The 15158-nt window shown below is 51.3% G+C and carries 11 protein-coding genes and 1 pseudogene; 4 read left to right on the plus strand and 8 right to left on the minus strand.

Annotation, left to right across the window (positions count from 1 at the left end; translation table 11 throughout):
- The 3 genes from Q0L39_RS06985 to Q0L39_RS06995 all read left to right on the plus strand — a co-directional run.
- Window positions 1-362, plus strand: a 362-nt coding sequence (locus tag Q0L39_RS06985; protein ID WP_296627853.1) for a sulfite exporter TauE/SafE family protein, incomplete at its 5' end; no start/stop codon positions are given.
- Window positions 363-373: 11 nt separating this feature from the next.
- Window positions 374-766: a sulfite exporter TauE/SafE family protein gene (locus Q0L39_RS06990; RefSeq protein WP_296627855.1), complete on the plus strand. Its 393-nt coding sequence runs from the start codon at window positions 374-376 to the stop codon at window positions 764-766.
- Window positions 767-832: 66 nt separating this feature from the next.
- Window positions 833-1660, plus strand: a complete 828-nt coding sequence (locus Q0L39_RS06995; RefSeq protein ID WP_296627857.1) for a M23 family metallopeptidase — start codon at window positions 833-835, stop codon at window positions 1658-1660.
- A 70-nt stretch (window positions 1661-1730) separates the two neighbouring features.
- Here the strand turns inward: Q0L39_RS06995 and Q0L39_RS07000 are convergent, their stop codons facing one another.
- The 7 genes from Q0L39_RS07000 to glmU form a co-directional block, all read right to left on the minus strand.
- A complete protein-coding gene (locus tag Q0L39_RS07000; protein WP_296627860.1) occupies window positions 1731-2798 on the minus strand; it encodes a sortase in 1068 nt (355 codons plus the stop codon).
- Window positions 2799-3038: 240 nt separating this feature from the next.
- The gene (locus Q0L39_RS07005; protein ID WP_296627863.1) at window positions 3039-4106 is read right to left on the minus strand and encodes a hypothetical protein; all 1068 of its coding nucleotides are present in this window, start codon (window positions 4104-4106) and stop codon (window positions 3039-3041) included.
- A 120-nt stretch (window positions 4107-4226) separates the two neighbouring features.
- Window positions 4227-7697 (minus strand): transcription-repair coupling factor, encoded by a 3471-nt coding sequence (gene mfd / locus Q0L39_RS07010; protein ID WP_296627865.1) that lies wholly within the window; start codon window positions 7695-7697, stop codon window positions 4227-4229.
- 37 nt (window positions 7698-7734) lie between these two features.
- The gene (gene pth, locus Q0L39_RS07015; RefSeq protein ID WP_296627867.1) at window positions 7735-8358 is read right to left on the minus strand and encodes an aminoacyl-tRNA hydrolase; all 624 of its coding nucleotides are present in this window, start codon (window positions 8356-8358) and stop codon (window positions 7735-7737) included.
- A gap of 209 nt (window positions 8359-8567) precedes the next feature.
- A complete protein-coding gene (locus tag Q0L39_RS07020; protein WP_296627869.1) occupies window positions 8568-8720 on the minus strand; it encodes a (2Fe-2S)-binding protein in 153 nt (50 codons plus the stop codon).
- Between the two features lie 163 nt (window positions 8721-8883).
- Window positions 8884-9843 (minus strand): ribose-phosphate pyrophosphokinase, encoded by a 960-nt coding sequence (locus tag Q0L39_RS07025; RefSeq protein ID WP_296627871.1) that lies wholly within the window; start codon window positions 9841-9843, stop codon window positions 8884-8886.
- A 156-nt stretch (window positions 9844-9999) separates the two neighbouring features.
- Window positions 10000-11400 carry a bifunctional UDP-N-acetylglucosamine diphosphorylase/glucosamine-1-phosphate N-acetyltransferase GlmU gene (glmU, locus tag Q0L39_RS07030; protein WP_296627873.1) on the minus strand — a complete coding sequence of 467 codons (1401 nt, stop codon included), beginning with the start codon at window positions 11398-11400 and terminating at the stop codon, window positions 10000-10002.
- A gap of 426 nt (window positions 11401-11826) precedes the next feature.
- Here glmU and ppdK point away from each other — a divergent pair, with 426 nt between their 5' ends.
- Window positions 11827-14469, plus strand: coding sequence for a pyruvate, phosphate dikinase (gene ppdK, locus Q0L39_RS07035; RefSeq protein ID WP_296627875.1), 2643 nt, complete (start codon window positions 11827-11829; stop codon window positions 14467-14469).
- 92 nt (window positions 14470-14561) lie between these two features.
- On the opposite strand, the pseudogene Q0L39_RS07040 reads toward ppdK, so the two are convergent.
- Window positions 14562-15158: pseudogene (locus Q0L39_RS07040) on the minus strand (recombinase family protein); the annotation flags it as partial.

Raw genomic sequence — 15158 nt, forward strand, 5'->3', positions numbered from 1 at the left:
TTTTTTTGATTGGAGGTGATCTTCTGCTGTTCTGGTTTGGACTGCTCATCGGGCTGCTCAACGGCTTTTTTGGCTCCGGCGGCGGGATTCTGGCGGTCGCATTGCTTGAAAAAAAGGGACTTTCTTCTCGTCAGTCCCATGCCACCAGCCTTGCACTGATCCTTCCGCTGTCACTGGTCAGCCTGGTTGTCTATGGACTGCACGGCAACCTGCAGATCGGGCAGGCACTTCCCTTCGTTGTTCCTGCCCTGCTCGGATCGGTATGCGGCTCCTGGTGCCTGCAAAAAATACCTGTCACCGCACTCAAGCTGTTGTTTTCGCTCGTAATTTTGTACAGCGCTGTGCGGATTCTGATTCGCTGAGGAGGAATGTTATGTCGGTTTCTCTGTTCTCTCTGGCAGCTGTCTTTGCCGCCTCGGTGGTCGCCTCGATGGGCCTTGGCGGCGGAACGGTGCTTCTGTTATACCTTTCGTTTTTCTCCACGCTCAGCCAGCCACAGATGCAGTCGCTCAACCTTCTGCTCTTTGTTCCCACTGCGGCACTTTCGCTCTGGCTGCATCGCAAGCACGGACTGGTCGAGCTGTCGCTGCTCCCTGGCTGCATTGCCGGCGGCGTTCTCGGCGGCATTCTGGGCAGCCTGCTGTCCAATCGTCTGGACCCTGCATTGCTTCAAAAAGCCTTCGGCGTCTTTCTGCTGCTGATCGGTCTGCGCGAATTGACAGGCGTTATGAAACCACTTTATAAAAAATTTCGCCATCGGGCATAAAAGGCAATGGACGGTACAAAATACAGTCAGAGGAAATCATCTTACCTATGGAAAGGATTGAATACCATGAGCAACGGATTCCAGAAATTTATCTCCGGCAAGGGATTTTATCTTGCCCTGGCCGTCTGTCTGGCAGGCGCAGGCGCTGCAGCCTGGGTCGCCGTCGACAAAACCATTGAAAATATCGAAGCAACCCCTTTAAACCAAACTCCACAGGCACAGCAGGAAGAAATCGACACCCAGCCTGCGGAGCAAAAGGTGGACAATGTGCCGCAGGAGGACAGTTCCTCGGCTTCGCTGGCCGATCAGCTGGACGAAACCTTCCAGTCAGAAACCTCCGACCCAGAACCAGAGGCCTCTTCTCAGACTTCTTCACAGCAGCAGCCTTCCTCTGCGGATGCCGAGCCTTCCTCTGCGCAGCCGGCATCGTCCGAAACGCAGCAGCCTTCCGCCGAAGCTTCCACGCAGCCCGAAGAGCCGTCTGTCTCCGCCGATTTTGCTCTGAGCCTGCCGGTCAGCGGCGCAGAAATTACCCCTTTCAGCGGTGACATGCTGGTCAAAAACGAAACGCTGGGCGACTGGCGCACCCACAACGGCCTGGACATCAGCGCTGCATTGGGCACCTCGGTGCTGTCAGCCTGTGACGGAACGGTCACCGACATCCGCAATGACCCGATGTGGGGCAACGTTGTCGAGGTAAGTTCCGGTGATTATGTGCTGACCTACGCCGGTCTTGGTGACGACGTTCTGGTGGAAGAACAGGCCACCGTCACTGCCGGACAGCCTATCGGTTCGGTCGGCGAAATTCCATGTGAACTCTCGTTGGAGCCGCATCTGCATTTTGACGTCAAACAAAACGGTGAATATGTCGATCCGGCCTCCCTTGTCGAATAAACACCCCTCCTCTCAAAACAAACAGCCCATTCCCTGTTGGGAATGGGCTGTTTGTTTTTTATTTCAGCTGTTAGCCTTCAACGCTTGCATTGTATGCGATTGGATTGGAATGAGTGCTGATTGTGGTCGAAGGTGTGCCCTCCGATACCAGTTTTGCCATGACGACAAAGCGCTGATTTTCAGTGTTGCCGTACATTCTGGTACAGGTGGACAGGGTCAGGATGTGGTCCTCGGTGGTTACCGGTACATTGTAGTTGGACTGGCTCTTTGCCTTTGCCTCTGCAATGACCTTCTGGAAGTCCTCCTGGCTCATATTTGCATAGTTATACTCGAATGCCAGATCGGTATAGAACGCTGCAAATACCTGGAACACATAGTCCTTCTCGGTGGTGGAGAAGTAGATAAACGGATTTTCCTGTGCAAAATCGGTATAGTGATAGCTCATCACCTGCGCAAACATGGTGTCGTTGCTCTGCATGTTCTCCATGGTGCGAGGAGTGTAAATGTTGTGCCAGTTATGTCCGTACAGGATGGTGTTGGAAGACAGTTCTGGGAAGGTACACTCATAGTCCGCCCAGATAACGCCGTCCTTGCTGTAATTCTTGTCGTAACCCAGTGCTTCATAGTAAGCATAGTTTTCGCGGCCTGCTTTGTAAACAACAGCATAGTCGACGTTGGTGTTTGGAATTCTGATCCAACCGATGGTATCATCGTTGGTGGATGCCTTAAAATCTGCCGCCTTCTGTGCAAGGGACTCGGTCTCCAGTGTTGCTGCTACATTTGCATTTTTTCCATCACCGGAGGATTCCAGTGTTCCGGTCAGCTGATTGATCGCTACCAGGTCCACCAGCTGTGTCACTGTCGGCACCTTCTGGCCTTTGGCACTGAGGATAACATCCTCCATCGCCTGTTCTTCCTCCGAAACCGGCTGGGTGTTTGCCGGATAGGAGATGCCCGAAGCAGCGACCGGTTCCTTGGTTTCGCCGCCCTGCTCTCCGCCTTTCAGGAAGAACCACGCACCTCCTGCGATCAGCGCAACGACGATAACGCCGCCGATGATCAGTGGGAGCTTGGAGGAAGAGCCCGATGCCCCTCTGTTGGTTTTGTTGCTGCCGGATTGTCCGATTCTATCTTTCATACATCTTCATCCCTTACATCTTTATTTTTTGAGCTGTTTATTAATCTGAGAAGATTTGTTTTTGGCTGTGTCCATATTCGGCACAGCTATTCCCGCTTATTATACCATAAAAAAGTACGTTTGTGGAAGAAGGGGCAAAAAAATTTAAAGAATCATTCATATAAATTTGGTCCCCATCTTTGTTGAAAACACAGAAAAGGACCGCTTTCCAGAGAAATCGCGGTCCTTTTCTGTGTTTTATTACATGGTTGTGATCTTATGTGGAGAATAGGTTTCCAGTGCCTGCTCGTTGAGGGTAAAGCCTTCTCCCTGTGCCAGCTGCTGCATCTCCTGAGAAAATTCCTCGTCCTTGATGGCATGGCGAATCATATCGACTACAAACTCATAATCGGTCGGGTCTGCATTGATGTCGGTAGTTGCACCAACGGCCAGCATGGTCTGTGCTTCAATGAAGATGACCTCTCCCTGTTTTGCATTCTTCAGCGCAGTGATGACTTCGCTGTTGAGAGTGGTGGTTGCTGTATCCAGCAGACGGTAATTGGAGGAGCTCATATCATAGCTCTCGTCCTTTTCACCGGTCTCAGGGTCGATGCTCTTGTACTCATTGAGTACCTCATCCCAGCTCTTTCCTTCTGCTGCGCCCTGCTGAGCCTGCTGATACAGTTTCTCTGCTTCTGCTCTGGTCTGTTCAAGCTGTTCCTGATACTCCTGTTTTTCTTCTTCGGAGGCATCGGAAGCCAGTTCATCCGGCAGCTGGAAGCCTTCTACTGCCATCTTGATGTAGTTGTCCTCATAGTACTGGCGAAGCTCTTCCTCTGGAATCTCCTCGGTTCCGCCTTCACCGTACAGCGCATTGAACAGATCCACCTTCATGTAGGTCAGCTGATACATCATTTCCAGATCTTCCTGGGTGATGTTGTTCTTCTTCAGATTTTCCTGTGCCTGCTGATAGTAGGAAGCTGCCTTGGACTCACAGGTAGCCAGCTCCTGCTCGGACAGCTCCAGACCCATCTCCTCAAATTTTGCGTAGATGCCCATGTTTTCATAGACGGTCTTGAGGCTTTCGTCGATGATCCACTGCGATGCATCCTTGCCTTCCACTGTCTGGGACAGTACATCTGCGTCTTTGTCCTCCACCATCGCGCTGGCAACATAATAGTTTTCCAGCAGGCTGTTGACATACACACCCACCGGCATGGTCAGCTCTCCGCTTTTCATGATCCAGTCGCTATCAGAGCCGCATCCTGCCAGCGAAAGCACCATCGCTCCCGTCAGCAGTACAGCAGCACATTTCTTTAACAAATTCATCCGGTTTTCCTCCCTAGATTTTCAGTTTCTGCGCAAGACTCCTTCTCTGCGCAAATTCCCTGTTATTATACACCCACAAGCTACAAAAGTCATGAACGGACTGAAAACAAGCTTCTGGTTCTATTTTCCGGCGGTCAGATTTTCTCCGGCCATGATTCCCAGCGCCAGACGCATGGTGTCCAGCGGTTTTTCGCCCTTGGCCACCTTGACGGTCAGATAAGGCTTGGTACCGGCATTGAGCATTACTCTGCCCTTGAGCGCCGATGCCAGACGGCTGGCCTTCTCCATATCCACCACCTCAGGATAGAGCAGCAGGCTGTCTGCCCGCTGAGAAATTTCCTTGATGCCCTGGGCAGCGGCGGTGTTTCTCAGCAGAGAAACGTCGATCAGTCCCTTGACTGCTTCCGGCGGATCGCCGAAGCGGTCGATCAGCTCGTCGGTGATGTCCAGTGCATCTCCTTCATTCTCGATCGAAGCAATCTTCTTGTAGATATCAATGCGCTGCGACAAGCTCTCGATATAATCCTCAGGGATATGCGCACCGATGCGGATATCCACCAGACACTCGGTGGTCTGGGTATCCGGCTTTTCGCCCTTGGCAATCGCTACGGCGTCGGAGAGCATCTTCAGATACATCTCATAACCGACCGCTTCCATGTGACCGTGCTGCTGCGCTCCCAGAATGTTGCCTGCGCCGCGGATCTCCAGGTCGCGCATTGCAATGCGGAAACCGGAGCCGAAGGTGGTAAACTCGCGGATAGCCTCCAGTCGCTTGGTCGCAACGTCGGTCAGTGCCTTGCCCTTTGTCACCGTCAGATAGGCAAAAGCGCGACGGCTGGAACGTCCCACACGTCCGCGAATCTGATACAGCTGGGACAGTCCCAGCCGGTCGGCATCCTCGATGATAAGTGTATTGCAGTTGGAAACGTCCACACCGGTTTCGATGATGGTGGTGCAGACCAGAATGTCGATCTCATGGTCGATCAACCGCTTCCATACCTTGGAGAGCTGCTCCTCGCTCATCTTGCCGTGGGCAACAACAACCACCGCATCGGGGAGGTAGTGCTGGATGGTAGCGGCACAGCGGTCGATGGTTTCAACGCGATTGTGCAGATAGAACACCTGTCCGCCGCGGCGAAGCTCCTTGTTCATCGCCTGGGTCAGGATTCCCCAGTCATGCTCCATGACGTAGGTCTGTACCGGCTGACGGTCCTGCGGCGCCTCCTCGATGGTAGACATGTCGCGGATGCCTGACATCGCCATATTCAGTGTCCTTGGAATTGGTGTCGCCGACAAGGTCAGCACATCGACGTTGCTGCGCATCTCCTTAAAGGTCTCCTTGTGTTTGACGCCGAAGCGCTGTTCCTCGTCGATGATGCACAGTCCCAGATCCTTAAACTTGACATCCTTCTGTACCAGACGATGGGTACCCACCACAATGTCGATTTCTCCGCGGCGCAGTTCCTCCAGCACCTGCTCCTGCTCCCTTGGAGTGCGGAACCTTGACAGGATATCCACCTTGATCGGGAAGCCTTCCATGCGCTTGCGGAAGGTCTGATAGTGCTGCCATGCCAGAATGGTGGTAGGCACCAATACGGCACACTGCTTGCCGTCCATCACACACTTGAAGGCTGCACGAATCGCGACCTCGGTCTTGCCAAAGCCGACGTCTCCGCACAATAACCGGTCCATCGGCACCGGCTTTTCCATGTCGTCCTTGATCTCCTGAATACACCGCAGCTGGTCGTCAGTTTCATCATAGGGGAAGCGTCGTTCAAAGTCGTTCTGCCAGTCGGTGTCCTGTCCAAAGGCATAGCCTTTAGAGGCCGCACGCTGCGCATACAGTTTGATGAGCTCGTCAGCCATATCTTTGACCGCCTTTTTGACGCGGGCACGGGTCTTTGCCCACTCGGCGGAGTTGAGCTTATTCAGTTTGACGATGCTGTCCTCTTTTGCACCGACATATCGGGTCACCAGGTCGAGCTGGTTGACCGGCACAAACAGCATATCGCTGCCGGCATAACGGATTTTAATATAGTCCTTGACCACGCCATGAATATCCCGCTTGACAATTCCCTCAAAGATGCCGATACCGTGGGAAACATGAACCACATAATCTCCCACATTCAAGTCGGAGATATTCTTGATGTTGACGCCCTTTTTCTGCTTGGACAGCTTCTTTTTTCCGCTGGCTGTACGGGTATGGCTGAGCACGGCAAGCTTCAGCTGCGGATATTCCATTCCCGCCGACAGCGTGCCCTCCACCACCGAAACCGTTCCAGGTACGATGGCGGACACATCCTGCACCAGCTGCGCCGAAAAGTCGTGCTGCAAATCGGAAACCAGCGCCTGTGCGCCTCTCGGCGTTCCTGCAAAGATGACACAGGCAAAGCCTGTTTTCATATAATCTTCGACATCGTCCTTGAGGATGGCATATTCACCGCTCCAGGTGGAAAGCTGCGACGCCGTCACCTGTACCAGTTCCTTGACCGGCACCTCGCTCAGAGAGCGGGTAAAGGTGTCCATCAACACACCGGAATGGGTGGTCAATCCGCGGCACAGGTCGGTAAAATCATCATAAAACACGCTGCATCCGCGAAACAGTACGCCGTCCTCCAACAGCAGTTTGACGTCCTCATGATGCTGTGCCATCGCATTGCCAAAGTTTTCTCTGCACGAAACCGGCTCGCACAAAAAGGTCATGGCTTCCTTCTCATAATAGTCGAGGATGGTCGCCGGCTGATACAGAATCGGCAGGTAGCGGTCGATGCTCACCGGATTTAAACCGCCTTCCAGCCGTTCAATGTCCTTTTCCAGATGCTCCTTGACCTTCAGTCCCACCTTGCCCTTCTGTTCTTCCGCCTTTGTTCTCAGCAGCTTTACAAGCTGTTCAGGGCTGTCAAACAGTACCTCTCTTGCCGGAGGCAGGGTGACTCGCTCGATCGCATCCTGACGGCGCTGGGTATCCACCTGGAAGGTGGACATCGTGTCGATGCTGTCATCCCAAAACTCGATGCGCACCGGTTCGCTGCGGTCGGGTGGAAAGACATCCAGAATACCGCCGCGGCGCGCAAACTGACAGATACCCTCGACCTGATCGCGGCGCTGGTAGCCCATCGCCACCAGTTGCTTGACGATCTGGTCGGCATCGTACAATTCATCCTGGTCGATGGTCAGAATCGACTGCCGGAGTTTCTCCTCCGGCAGCGTGCGCTCACAGGCCGACTCCACCGACGCAACAACAACCCTTGCCTCCTTGCGCACCAATGCACTGAGCACGCCCAGACGCTGATGCTCAAATTCGCCCGAGGCACCGTCCACATCCAGCAGTACATAATCCCTTGCCGGAAAATGCAGCACCTTTTCTCCCAGCAGAGTGGACAGGTCCGCTGCAAAGCGGATTGCAGTGCTCTCGTCAGGAACAACGACCAGCGCACGACGGTCCAGTTCACTGACCAGCGACGCAATCATGTGCGTTTTGTGCGACGCAGCTGTTCCCACCACCGAAACCGGCGTGCGCCCATTGGTCAGCGCATCGGAGAGCTGACGATATTCCATCATCCCATTCATCAGAGATAAAAACTGTTTCATTTCTTTTCACCCGCCTTTTTATCAATTTTTTCAAATGTTAGTTAAAGAGATTCATTGCGCGGTCGATATTTCCCTTGACAATCTCTCTGACCGCCTCATAACTTTTGTCAAACACACCGTCGAGTACCTTGAGGTCCTCCTCGGAAAAATGTCCCAGCACCCAGGCTGCCAGATCGTAGTCGGGATGCGGCTTTTTGCCCACGCCGATCTTGATGCGCGGGAACTGGTCGCTGCCGTTTAAATAGATGATGCTCTTGATGCCGTTGTGTCCGCCATCGCTTCCCTTGCGGCGGATGCGCATTTTGCCTACATCCAGCGACACATCGTCAAAGATGACGATGATCTTTTCCGGCGGGATTTTATAAAAGGCGCTGGCTTCGCGAACGGCCTCACCGGAGTTGTTCATATAGGTAGATGGCTTTAACAGCATCACCTTTTTGCCTTCAATTTCGCACATGCCATACAGCGATTTGAATTTCAGCTGGTTGATTCGGCAGCCGTTTTTTTCTGCGATGCGGTCCACTGCCATAAATCCGGCATTGTGGCGGGTGGTATCATACTTTGGTTCTGGGTTTCCCAGTCCTACCACCAGAAATTCCGGTGTTCCGGTCACTGCCTGTTTGCTGTTTAATGTTTTGAGCTTTTCAAAAATATCGTACATACAAACGCTTCCTTTCTCTGTTCTGACCTCTTTCTTCGGAGGTCGGCAACAGGGCAGGACAACCACAGACCCCCATCTGCTGATAGGGGCCTGTGGCCGGCCTGCCCACTTGTTCTATTTTCCTCTCACAACATGCTGTTTTCCAAACAGAGCTATCTGGGGAGCTGGGACAATCCTTCCTTCAGCACCCGCATAATATCTGCCGAACATCACGTTCCCTTTGGATTTTTGTTTTTGCAGTCACAGTGGGTCATCGCTCCTGTCATCCGCTTGACGTCGCGCAGTGTGCGTGCTCCCTGTGCAATCGCTTCCAGGATATCCTCCCTTGTGACCTCATCACAATAGCAAATATACTCTTTCAAACTCTCTCGTTCCTTTTCCCATCAAACCTTGGCGATCTGCCGTCTTCATCATACACCTTCTGCAAAATCGCCGCAACAGCTGTTTTTGTCGCATTTTCCCCTTTACGCCGGAAAAGGGCAGGTAATGCTACCTGCCCTTTTATTTTTGCCGTCGATAAAACGATTAAACAAACAGAGGAGAAACTGGTTTGTCCTGATAGATTCTCTCGATTGCTTCTGCAAAGACCGGAGCAACCGGCAGCTGAGTGATCTTGCTGCAGTTGCAGTTCTCTGGCAGCGGAATGGTATCCAGCAGAACAACCTCTTTGAGTGCGCTCTTTTCGATTCTTTCCAGTGCCGGACCGGACAGAACACCGTGAGTTGCACAGGCGATAACTTCTTTTGCACCGCCGATTTCAACCAGTGCGTTTGCTGCATTGCACAGGGTTCCTGCGGTATCGATCATATCGTCAACGATGATGACCTTTCTGTCACGAACATCACCGATGATGTTCATAACTTCGCAGACGTTTGCCTTTGGTCTTCTCTTGTCGATGATTGCCAGCGGAACATCGCAGCGTTCAGCAAACTTTCTTGCTCTTGTTACAGAACCAAGGTCTGGAGAAACAACGGTGTAGATCGAATGCTCGTCGCCGATCTTCTCGATGAAGTGTGGGATCATGATCGGCACGCCCAGCAGGTGGTCAACCGGAATGTCGAAGAAGCCCTGGATCTGTGCTGCATGCAGGTCCATGGTCAGAACGCGGTCAGCACCGGCAGCAGTGATCAGGTCTGCAACCAGCTTTGCAGAGATCGGATCTCTTGCCTTTGCTTTTCTGTCCTGTCTTGCATAACCAAAGTATGGCATAACTGCGGTAACACGACCAGCGGATGCACGTTTGAAAGCATCAATCATGATGAGCAGTTCCATCAGATTGTCGTTAACTGGTGTGCAGGTAGACTGTACTACGAAAACATCCGAACCACGAACGGATTCCTGGATGGAGACAGCGATCTCGCCGTCAGAAAATGTTTTTACTTCGCTTTTGCCTACCGGAAGACCCAGACAAGCCGCAATTTCAGCCGCTACTTTCGGATTGGAATTAGCAGTGAAGATTTTGATATCCTTACCATGCAAATTCATTTCTTTTTTGACTCCCCTTACTTTTCTCGGCAGAGTATTCTCCGCCCACCTTTTCATCCTCTTTAGACTCTCTAAAGAATATCCGGCGTTATGCCGTTAAACAGTCCGTCTGCATCGGAATACCGACACCAGGGACTGTACGATACAAAATAAAATTTACTTTTTCTCTCCGGCCTTTTCTTCCAGCTGTTTTTCACGATACTGGGCTGCCCAGCCTGGTTTGTTTACCTGGCGTGCGCGTGCAATCGCCAGATCCTGTGCACCGACATCGCCGGTGATGGTGGAGCCGGCGGCAATGTAGGCGTTTTCTCCCACATGAACCGGCGAAACAAGGTTTGTGTTGCAGCCGATAAAGGCGTGATCGTCGACGGTGCTTCTGAATTTGCGGTAGCCGTTATAGTTGACGGTGACCACACCGCAGCCGACATTGATGTGCGAACCAAAGTCGGAATCGCCGATATAGGTCAGATGTGCCACACTGGTCTTTTCGCCCAATGTGGAGTTTTTAATTTCGACAAAGTTGCCGATCTTGACTCCGTCTGCCAGCACACTGTTCGGGCGCAGATGGCTGTTTGGACCGATGCGCACGCCGTTGCCCACCTTCGACTGTTCAATCAGCGAAGAATGAATCTGGCATCCGTCCCCGATCTGGCTGTTTTCGATGATGGTGTTCGGACCGATCACACAGTCCTCTCCGATCACGACTGCACCTTTGAGCTGGGTTCCTGGAGCGATGGTGGTGTCTCTGCCGACTACAGCGTCCGGCGAGATCACAATTCCATCCATACAATAGAAGTTTACACCATCTTCCAAAAGTCTGTCAACCACAATTTTGTTGGCGATTTCATTTAATCTTAACAATCCGGCTCTGTCGTTTGCTCCCAGCACCAGATTTTGATCCTCACAGCAGCAGGCCTCTACCTTTTTACCCTGTTCAAACGCAATTTTAACGGTATCGGTCAGGTAGTATTCGTGCTGGCTGTTGTTGCAGTCGATTTTGGTCAGTGCATCCTGCAAAAATGCCGCCGAGAACCAGTATGCACCGGAATTGACCTCGCTGATCTTCTTCTGCTGACAGTCTGCATCTCTGTCCTCCACAATACCGACGACCTGTCCATCCTCACGCACAATTCTGCCGTAGCCATCAGGTTTATCCAGGTTCGCGGTGACCACCGTGACCGCCGCCTGCTGTCTGCGGTGCTGCTCCAAAGACTGGGTGAGCACTGCATCGCTGACAAATGGTGCATCCGCATTGAGCACCGCGATATCACAGTCGATATTCTCCGCGATAAAATCGCTTGCCATCATGACAGCGTGGCCTGTTCCCTTGCGCTGTGCCTGCTCAACAGTAATACATCCCTCCGGCAGCACCTTCTGAATATGCTCTCCGCCTTCGCCGATTACGACACAGATCTTTTCGATGCCCGCCTTTTTGCACCAGTCGGTCACCCAGCAGATCATCGGCTTAAACAGCACTTCACACATTGCTTTGGGGTATTTTGATTTCATTCTGGCGCCCTGTCCTGCTGCCAGAATAATTGCACAACTTTTTTGCATTGTTAATCACTCCCATCCGGTTTCAATATTGTACACGGTCTGCTCTTCTCCTGTCCTATATTATAAAATCCACCGTCAAAAAATTCAAGCTGAACAGCGAATTCCAGAGGCTGTTATAATTTTGTATAAAATTTTTCCATCGCTTTTGTCCACTTCGACGTGGTTTCCAGATGGTTTAGTCGTTTTGATAAAAATTTGTCAATATATTGGTCCTGAATCCCAAGTTTTTAATCAGGAAGGTTCTTTTTGTATAAAAAAACATCCGAATTTTTTTATGTAAATTTTATAAAAGAAGTCTGGTATTGTGAAATTTTATTTGATATAATATTGGAAAAGGCAGGTTGTATGTCTTTTCGGATCATTTTGTTCATACAACAAAACTGTATGTTCATAAAACTGTACTTTATTTTTGGGAGGTAGCCTGAATTGAATAAGAAATTTGTTTATGCCTTCTCTGAAGGCAACGCAAAAATGCGTGAGCTGCTCGGCGGCAAAGGTGCAAACCTTGCAGAAATGACCGTTCTGGGAATGCCTGTTCCACAGGGCTTCACTATCACTACCGAAGCTTGCACCCAGTATTATGAAGATGGCAAACAGATCAACCCTGAGATTGAAGAACAGATCTTTGAATATCTGGGCAAACTCGAAGAAATCGCCGGCAAAAAATTCGGTGATGTCAACAACCCTCTGCTGGTATCGGTTCGTTCCGGTGCAAGAGCTTCCATGCCTGGTATGATGGACACCATCCTCAACCTGGGCCTGAATGACGAAGTTGTTGAGGGCTTTGCAAAACTGACAGACAACGAGCGTTTTGCCTACGATTCCTACCGCCGTTTCATCCAGATGTACTCCGACGTTGTAATGGAAGTTCCAAAACACAACTTCGAGGTAATCATCGACGAGATGAAAGCTGCAAAAGGCGTTAAACTGGATACCGAACTGGATGCAGATGACCTCAAAGAGATGGTTGTCAGATTCAAAGCCTACTACAAAGAGCAGAAAGGCACCGACTTCCCACAGGATCCAAAAGAACAACTGATGGGCGCTGTCAAAGCTGTATTCCGCTCCTGGGATAACCCACGTGCAATCTACTACAGAAGAATGAACGACATCCCATCCTCCTGGGGCACCGCTGTTAACGTACAGATGATGGTATTCGGCAATACCGGCAACACCTCCGGTACCGGCGTAGCCTTCACCCGTGACCCAGCAACCGGCGAAAACAAACTGTTCGGCGAGTTCCTTGTCAATGCACAGGGCGAGGACGTTGTTGCCGGCGTACGTACCCCACAGCACATTGATGAACTTAAGGACATCATGCCGGAAGTTTACAACCAGTTCTGTGAGGTTGCTCATAACCTGGAAACCCACTACAGAGATATGCAGGATATGGAGTTCACCATCGAAAACGGCAAACTCTATATGCTCCAGACCAGAAATGGTAAGAGAACTGCTACCGCTGCTATCAAGATTGCCTGCGACCTCGTTGACGAAGGCATGATTACAAAAGAAGAAGCTGTCTGCATGGTAGAGCCAAAACAGCTGGATGCTCTGCTCCACCCACAGTTTGATGCAAAAGCTCTGAAAGCTGCCAAAGAGATCGGCACCGGTCTGGCTGCTTCCCCAGGTGCTGCTTGCGGTAAAGTTGTATTTACTGCTGAAGAAGCAACCGAAGAAGGCAAGAAAGGTGAGAAGGTTGTTCTGGTTCGTCTGGAGACCTCTCCTGAAGATATCGAAGGTATGAACTATGCACAGGGCATCCTGACCGTTCGCGGCGGTATGACCTCTCACGCAGCAGTTGTTGCTCGTGGTATGGGTACCTGCTGTGTATCCGGCTGCGGCGACATCGTAATGCACGATGAAGATGGTTACTTCGAGCTGGGCGGCAAGAAGATCTGCCGCGGCGATTACATCTCCCTGGATGGCTCCACCGGTAAGATCTACGCAGAAGCAATTCCAACCGTTGCTGCTTCCGTTTCCGGCGACTTTGGCCGTCTGATGGGCTGGGCTGATGAAGCAAGACAGCTGCAGGTTCGCACCAATGCAGATACTCCAAAGGATGCTGCACAGGCTCTTGCTTTTGGCGCTCAGGGTATCGGTCTTTGCCGTACCGAACATATGTTCTTTGACGGTGTCAGAATCAAAGCAGTTCGTGAAATGATCCTCTCCAAGACAGAGGAACAGAGAAGAACCGCTCTTGCAAAACTGCTCCCCATGCAGCAGGGCGACTTTGAGGCGATCTACGAGGCAATGCAGGGACTTCCTGTTACCATCCGCTTCCTCGATCCACCGCTCCACGAGTTTGTTCCACACACCGAAGCTGAGGTAAAAGAACTGTCCGAAGAGATGAACATCTCCGTTGAAGAGATCAACAATGTTATCGCTTCCCTGCACGAGTTTAACCCAATGATGGGTCACCGCGGCTGCCGTCTGGCTGTTTCCTATCCAGAAATTGCTGAGATGCAGACCACCGCTGTTATCCGTGCAGCGATCAATGTCAGCAAGAAACATCCTGACTGGGAGATCGTTCCAGAAATCATGATCCCACTGGTCGGCGAAGTAAAAGAGCTGGCTTACGTTAAATCCATCGTCTGCAAGGTTGCTGACGAAATCATCGCTCAGGAAGGTGTCAACCTCCATTACAAAGTTGGTACCATGATCGAGATTCCTCGTGCAGCTGTTACCGCTGATGAGATTGCAAAAGAAGCTGAATTCTTCTCCTTCGGTACCAACGACCTGACCCAGATGACCTTCGGCTTCAGCCGTGACGACGCTGGCAAGTTCCTTGGCTACTACTATGACAAGAAGATCTACGAGTTCGATCCATTTGCAAAACTCGACCAGAACGGTGTTGGCAAACTGGTGAAGATGGCTTGTGACCTCGGTCGTCAGACCCGTCCTGACATCAAACTGGGTATCTGTGGCGAGCACGGCGGCGATCCGTCCTCCGTTGAATTCTGCCACAAAGCAGGTCTGACCTATGTATCCTGCTCGCCATTCCGCGTTCCGATCGCTCGTCTGGCTGCTGCACAGGCTGCTATTAAAGCACCCCGTGCGATGGAGAAGTAATCGCATAACAGCGACGAAAAACCACATTTGAATAAGCAAGCGCACCGTCTATGACGGTGCGCTTGTTTTTGTTTTATACCCACTTGTTTGAATTACAGATACACTTCAACGATCAAATCGTTCCAATCACGCTTGCGGAATTGGCGAGGCAGGCCATTTGCGTATCGAAATTTGCGGGCCGTCTCGAAGTCTATCGTGAATGCCAGCACCGGAGGATTTTCGGGTTCCAGAAGATTGCTGCGCTCCTGAGCTGTTTTGGTTTCACCAAAGCTCATTTTCCAACGATAATGATGGTTTTCAACGGGCGTAACCACTTCGACGAATTCCTCGATCAGTTCTTCTGAAATCTTTGGTGTGGAGATGTCAACCATTTGAGAAAGGCCCTTTTTTATCTTATCCAGATCAAAGCCATTTACGTTTTCCGGCTCATTTGGTTGGCCGCCCATCTTACCTTGCAGCGCCTCCAGCTCTTTTGTGGCTTGAGCATACAGTTTTTGATACTGTTCCTTTGTCAGCTCGCCGTCTGCTCGCATTTGGCCCAGGTTCAGAATCCGCTGCTCCAACTTATCCGCTTTCCTTTGCAGTTCCGCTCTACCAACGTCAGATTGCATAGTCGCAGCAAGCATACACGATTCGATCATTTGACAGGCTTTCAAAACGGCTTGACGCTGATCGCCCCAAAGCTGATC

Source organism: uncultured Negativibacillus sp., assembly GCF_944388365.1.
Lineage (GTDB): Bacteria > Bacillota > Clostridia > Oscillospirales > Ruminococcaceae > Negativibacillus.

Coding starts and splice junctions, on each gene's coding strand:
- Q0L39_RS06990 (WP_296627855.1), top strand. CDS start 374: ATGTCGGTTTCTCTGTTCTCTCTGGCAGCTGTCTTTGCCGCCTCGGTG.
- glmU (WP_296627873.1), bottom strand. CDS start 11,400: ATGCAAAAAAGTTGTGCAATTATTCTGGCAGCAGGACAGGGCGCCAGA.
- mfd (WP_296627865.1), bottom strand. CDS start 7,697: ATGAAACAGTTTTTATCTCTGATGAATGGGATGATGGAATATCGTCAG.
- pth (WP_296627867.1), bottom strand. CDS start 8,358: ATGTACGATATTTTTGAAAAGCTCAAAACATTAAACAGCAAACAGGCA.
- Q0L39_RS07005 (WP_296627863.1), bottom strand. CDS start 4,106: ATGAATTTGTTAAAGAAATGTGCTGCTGTACTGCTGACGGGAGCGATG.
- Q0L39_RS07000 (WP_296627860.1), bottom strand. CDS start 2,798: ATGAAAGATAGAATCGGACAATCCGGCAGCAACAAAACCAACAGAGGG.
- Q0L39_RS06995 (WP_296627857.1), top strand. CDS start 833: ATGAGCAACGGATTCCAGAAATTTATCTCCGGCAAGGGATTTTATCTT.
- Q0L39_RS07025 (WP_296627871.1), bottom strand. CDS start 9,843: ATGAATTTGCATGGTAAGGATATCAAAATCTTCACTGCTAATTCCAAT.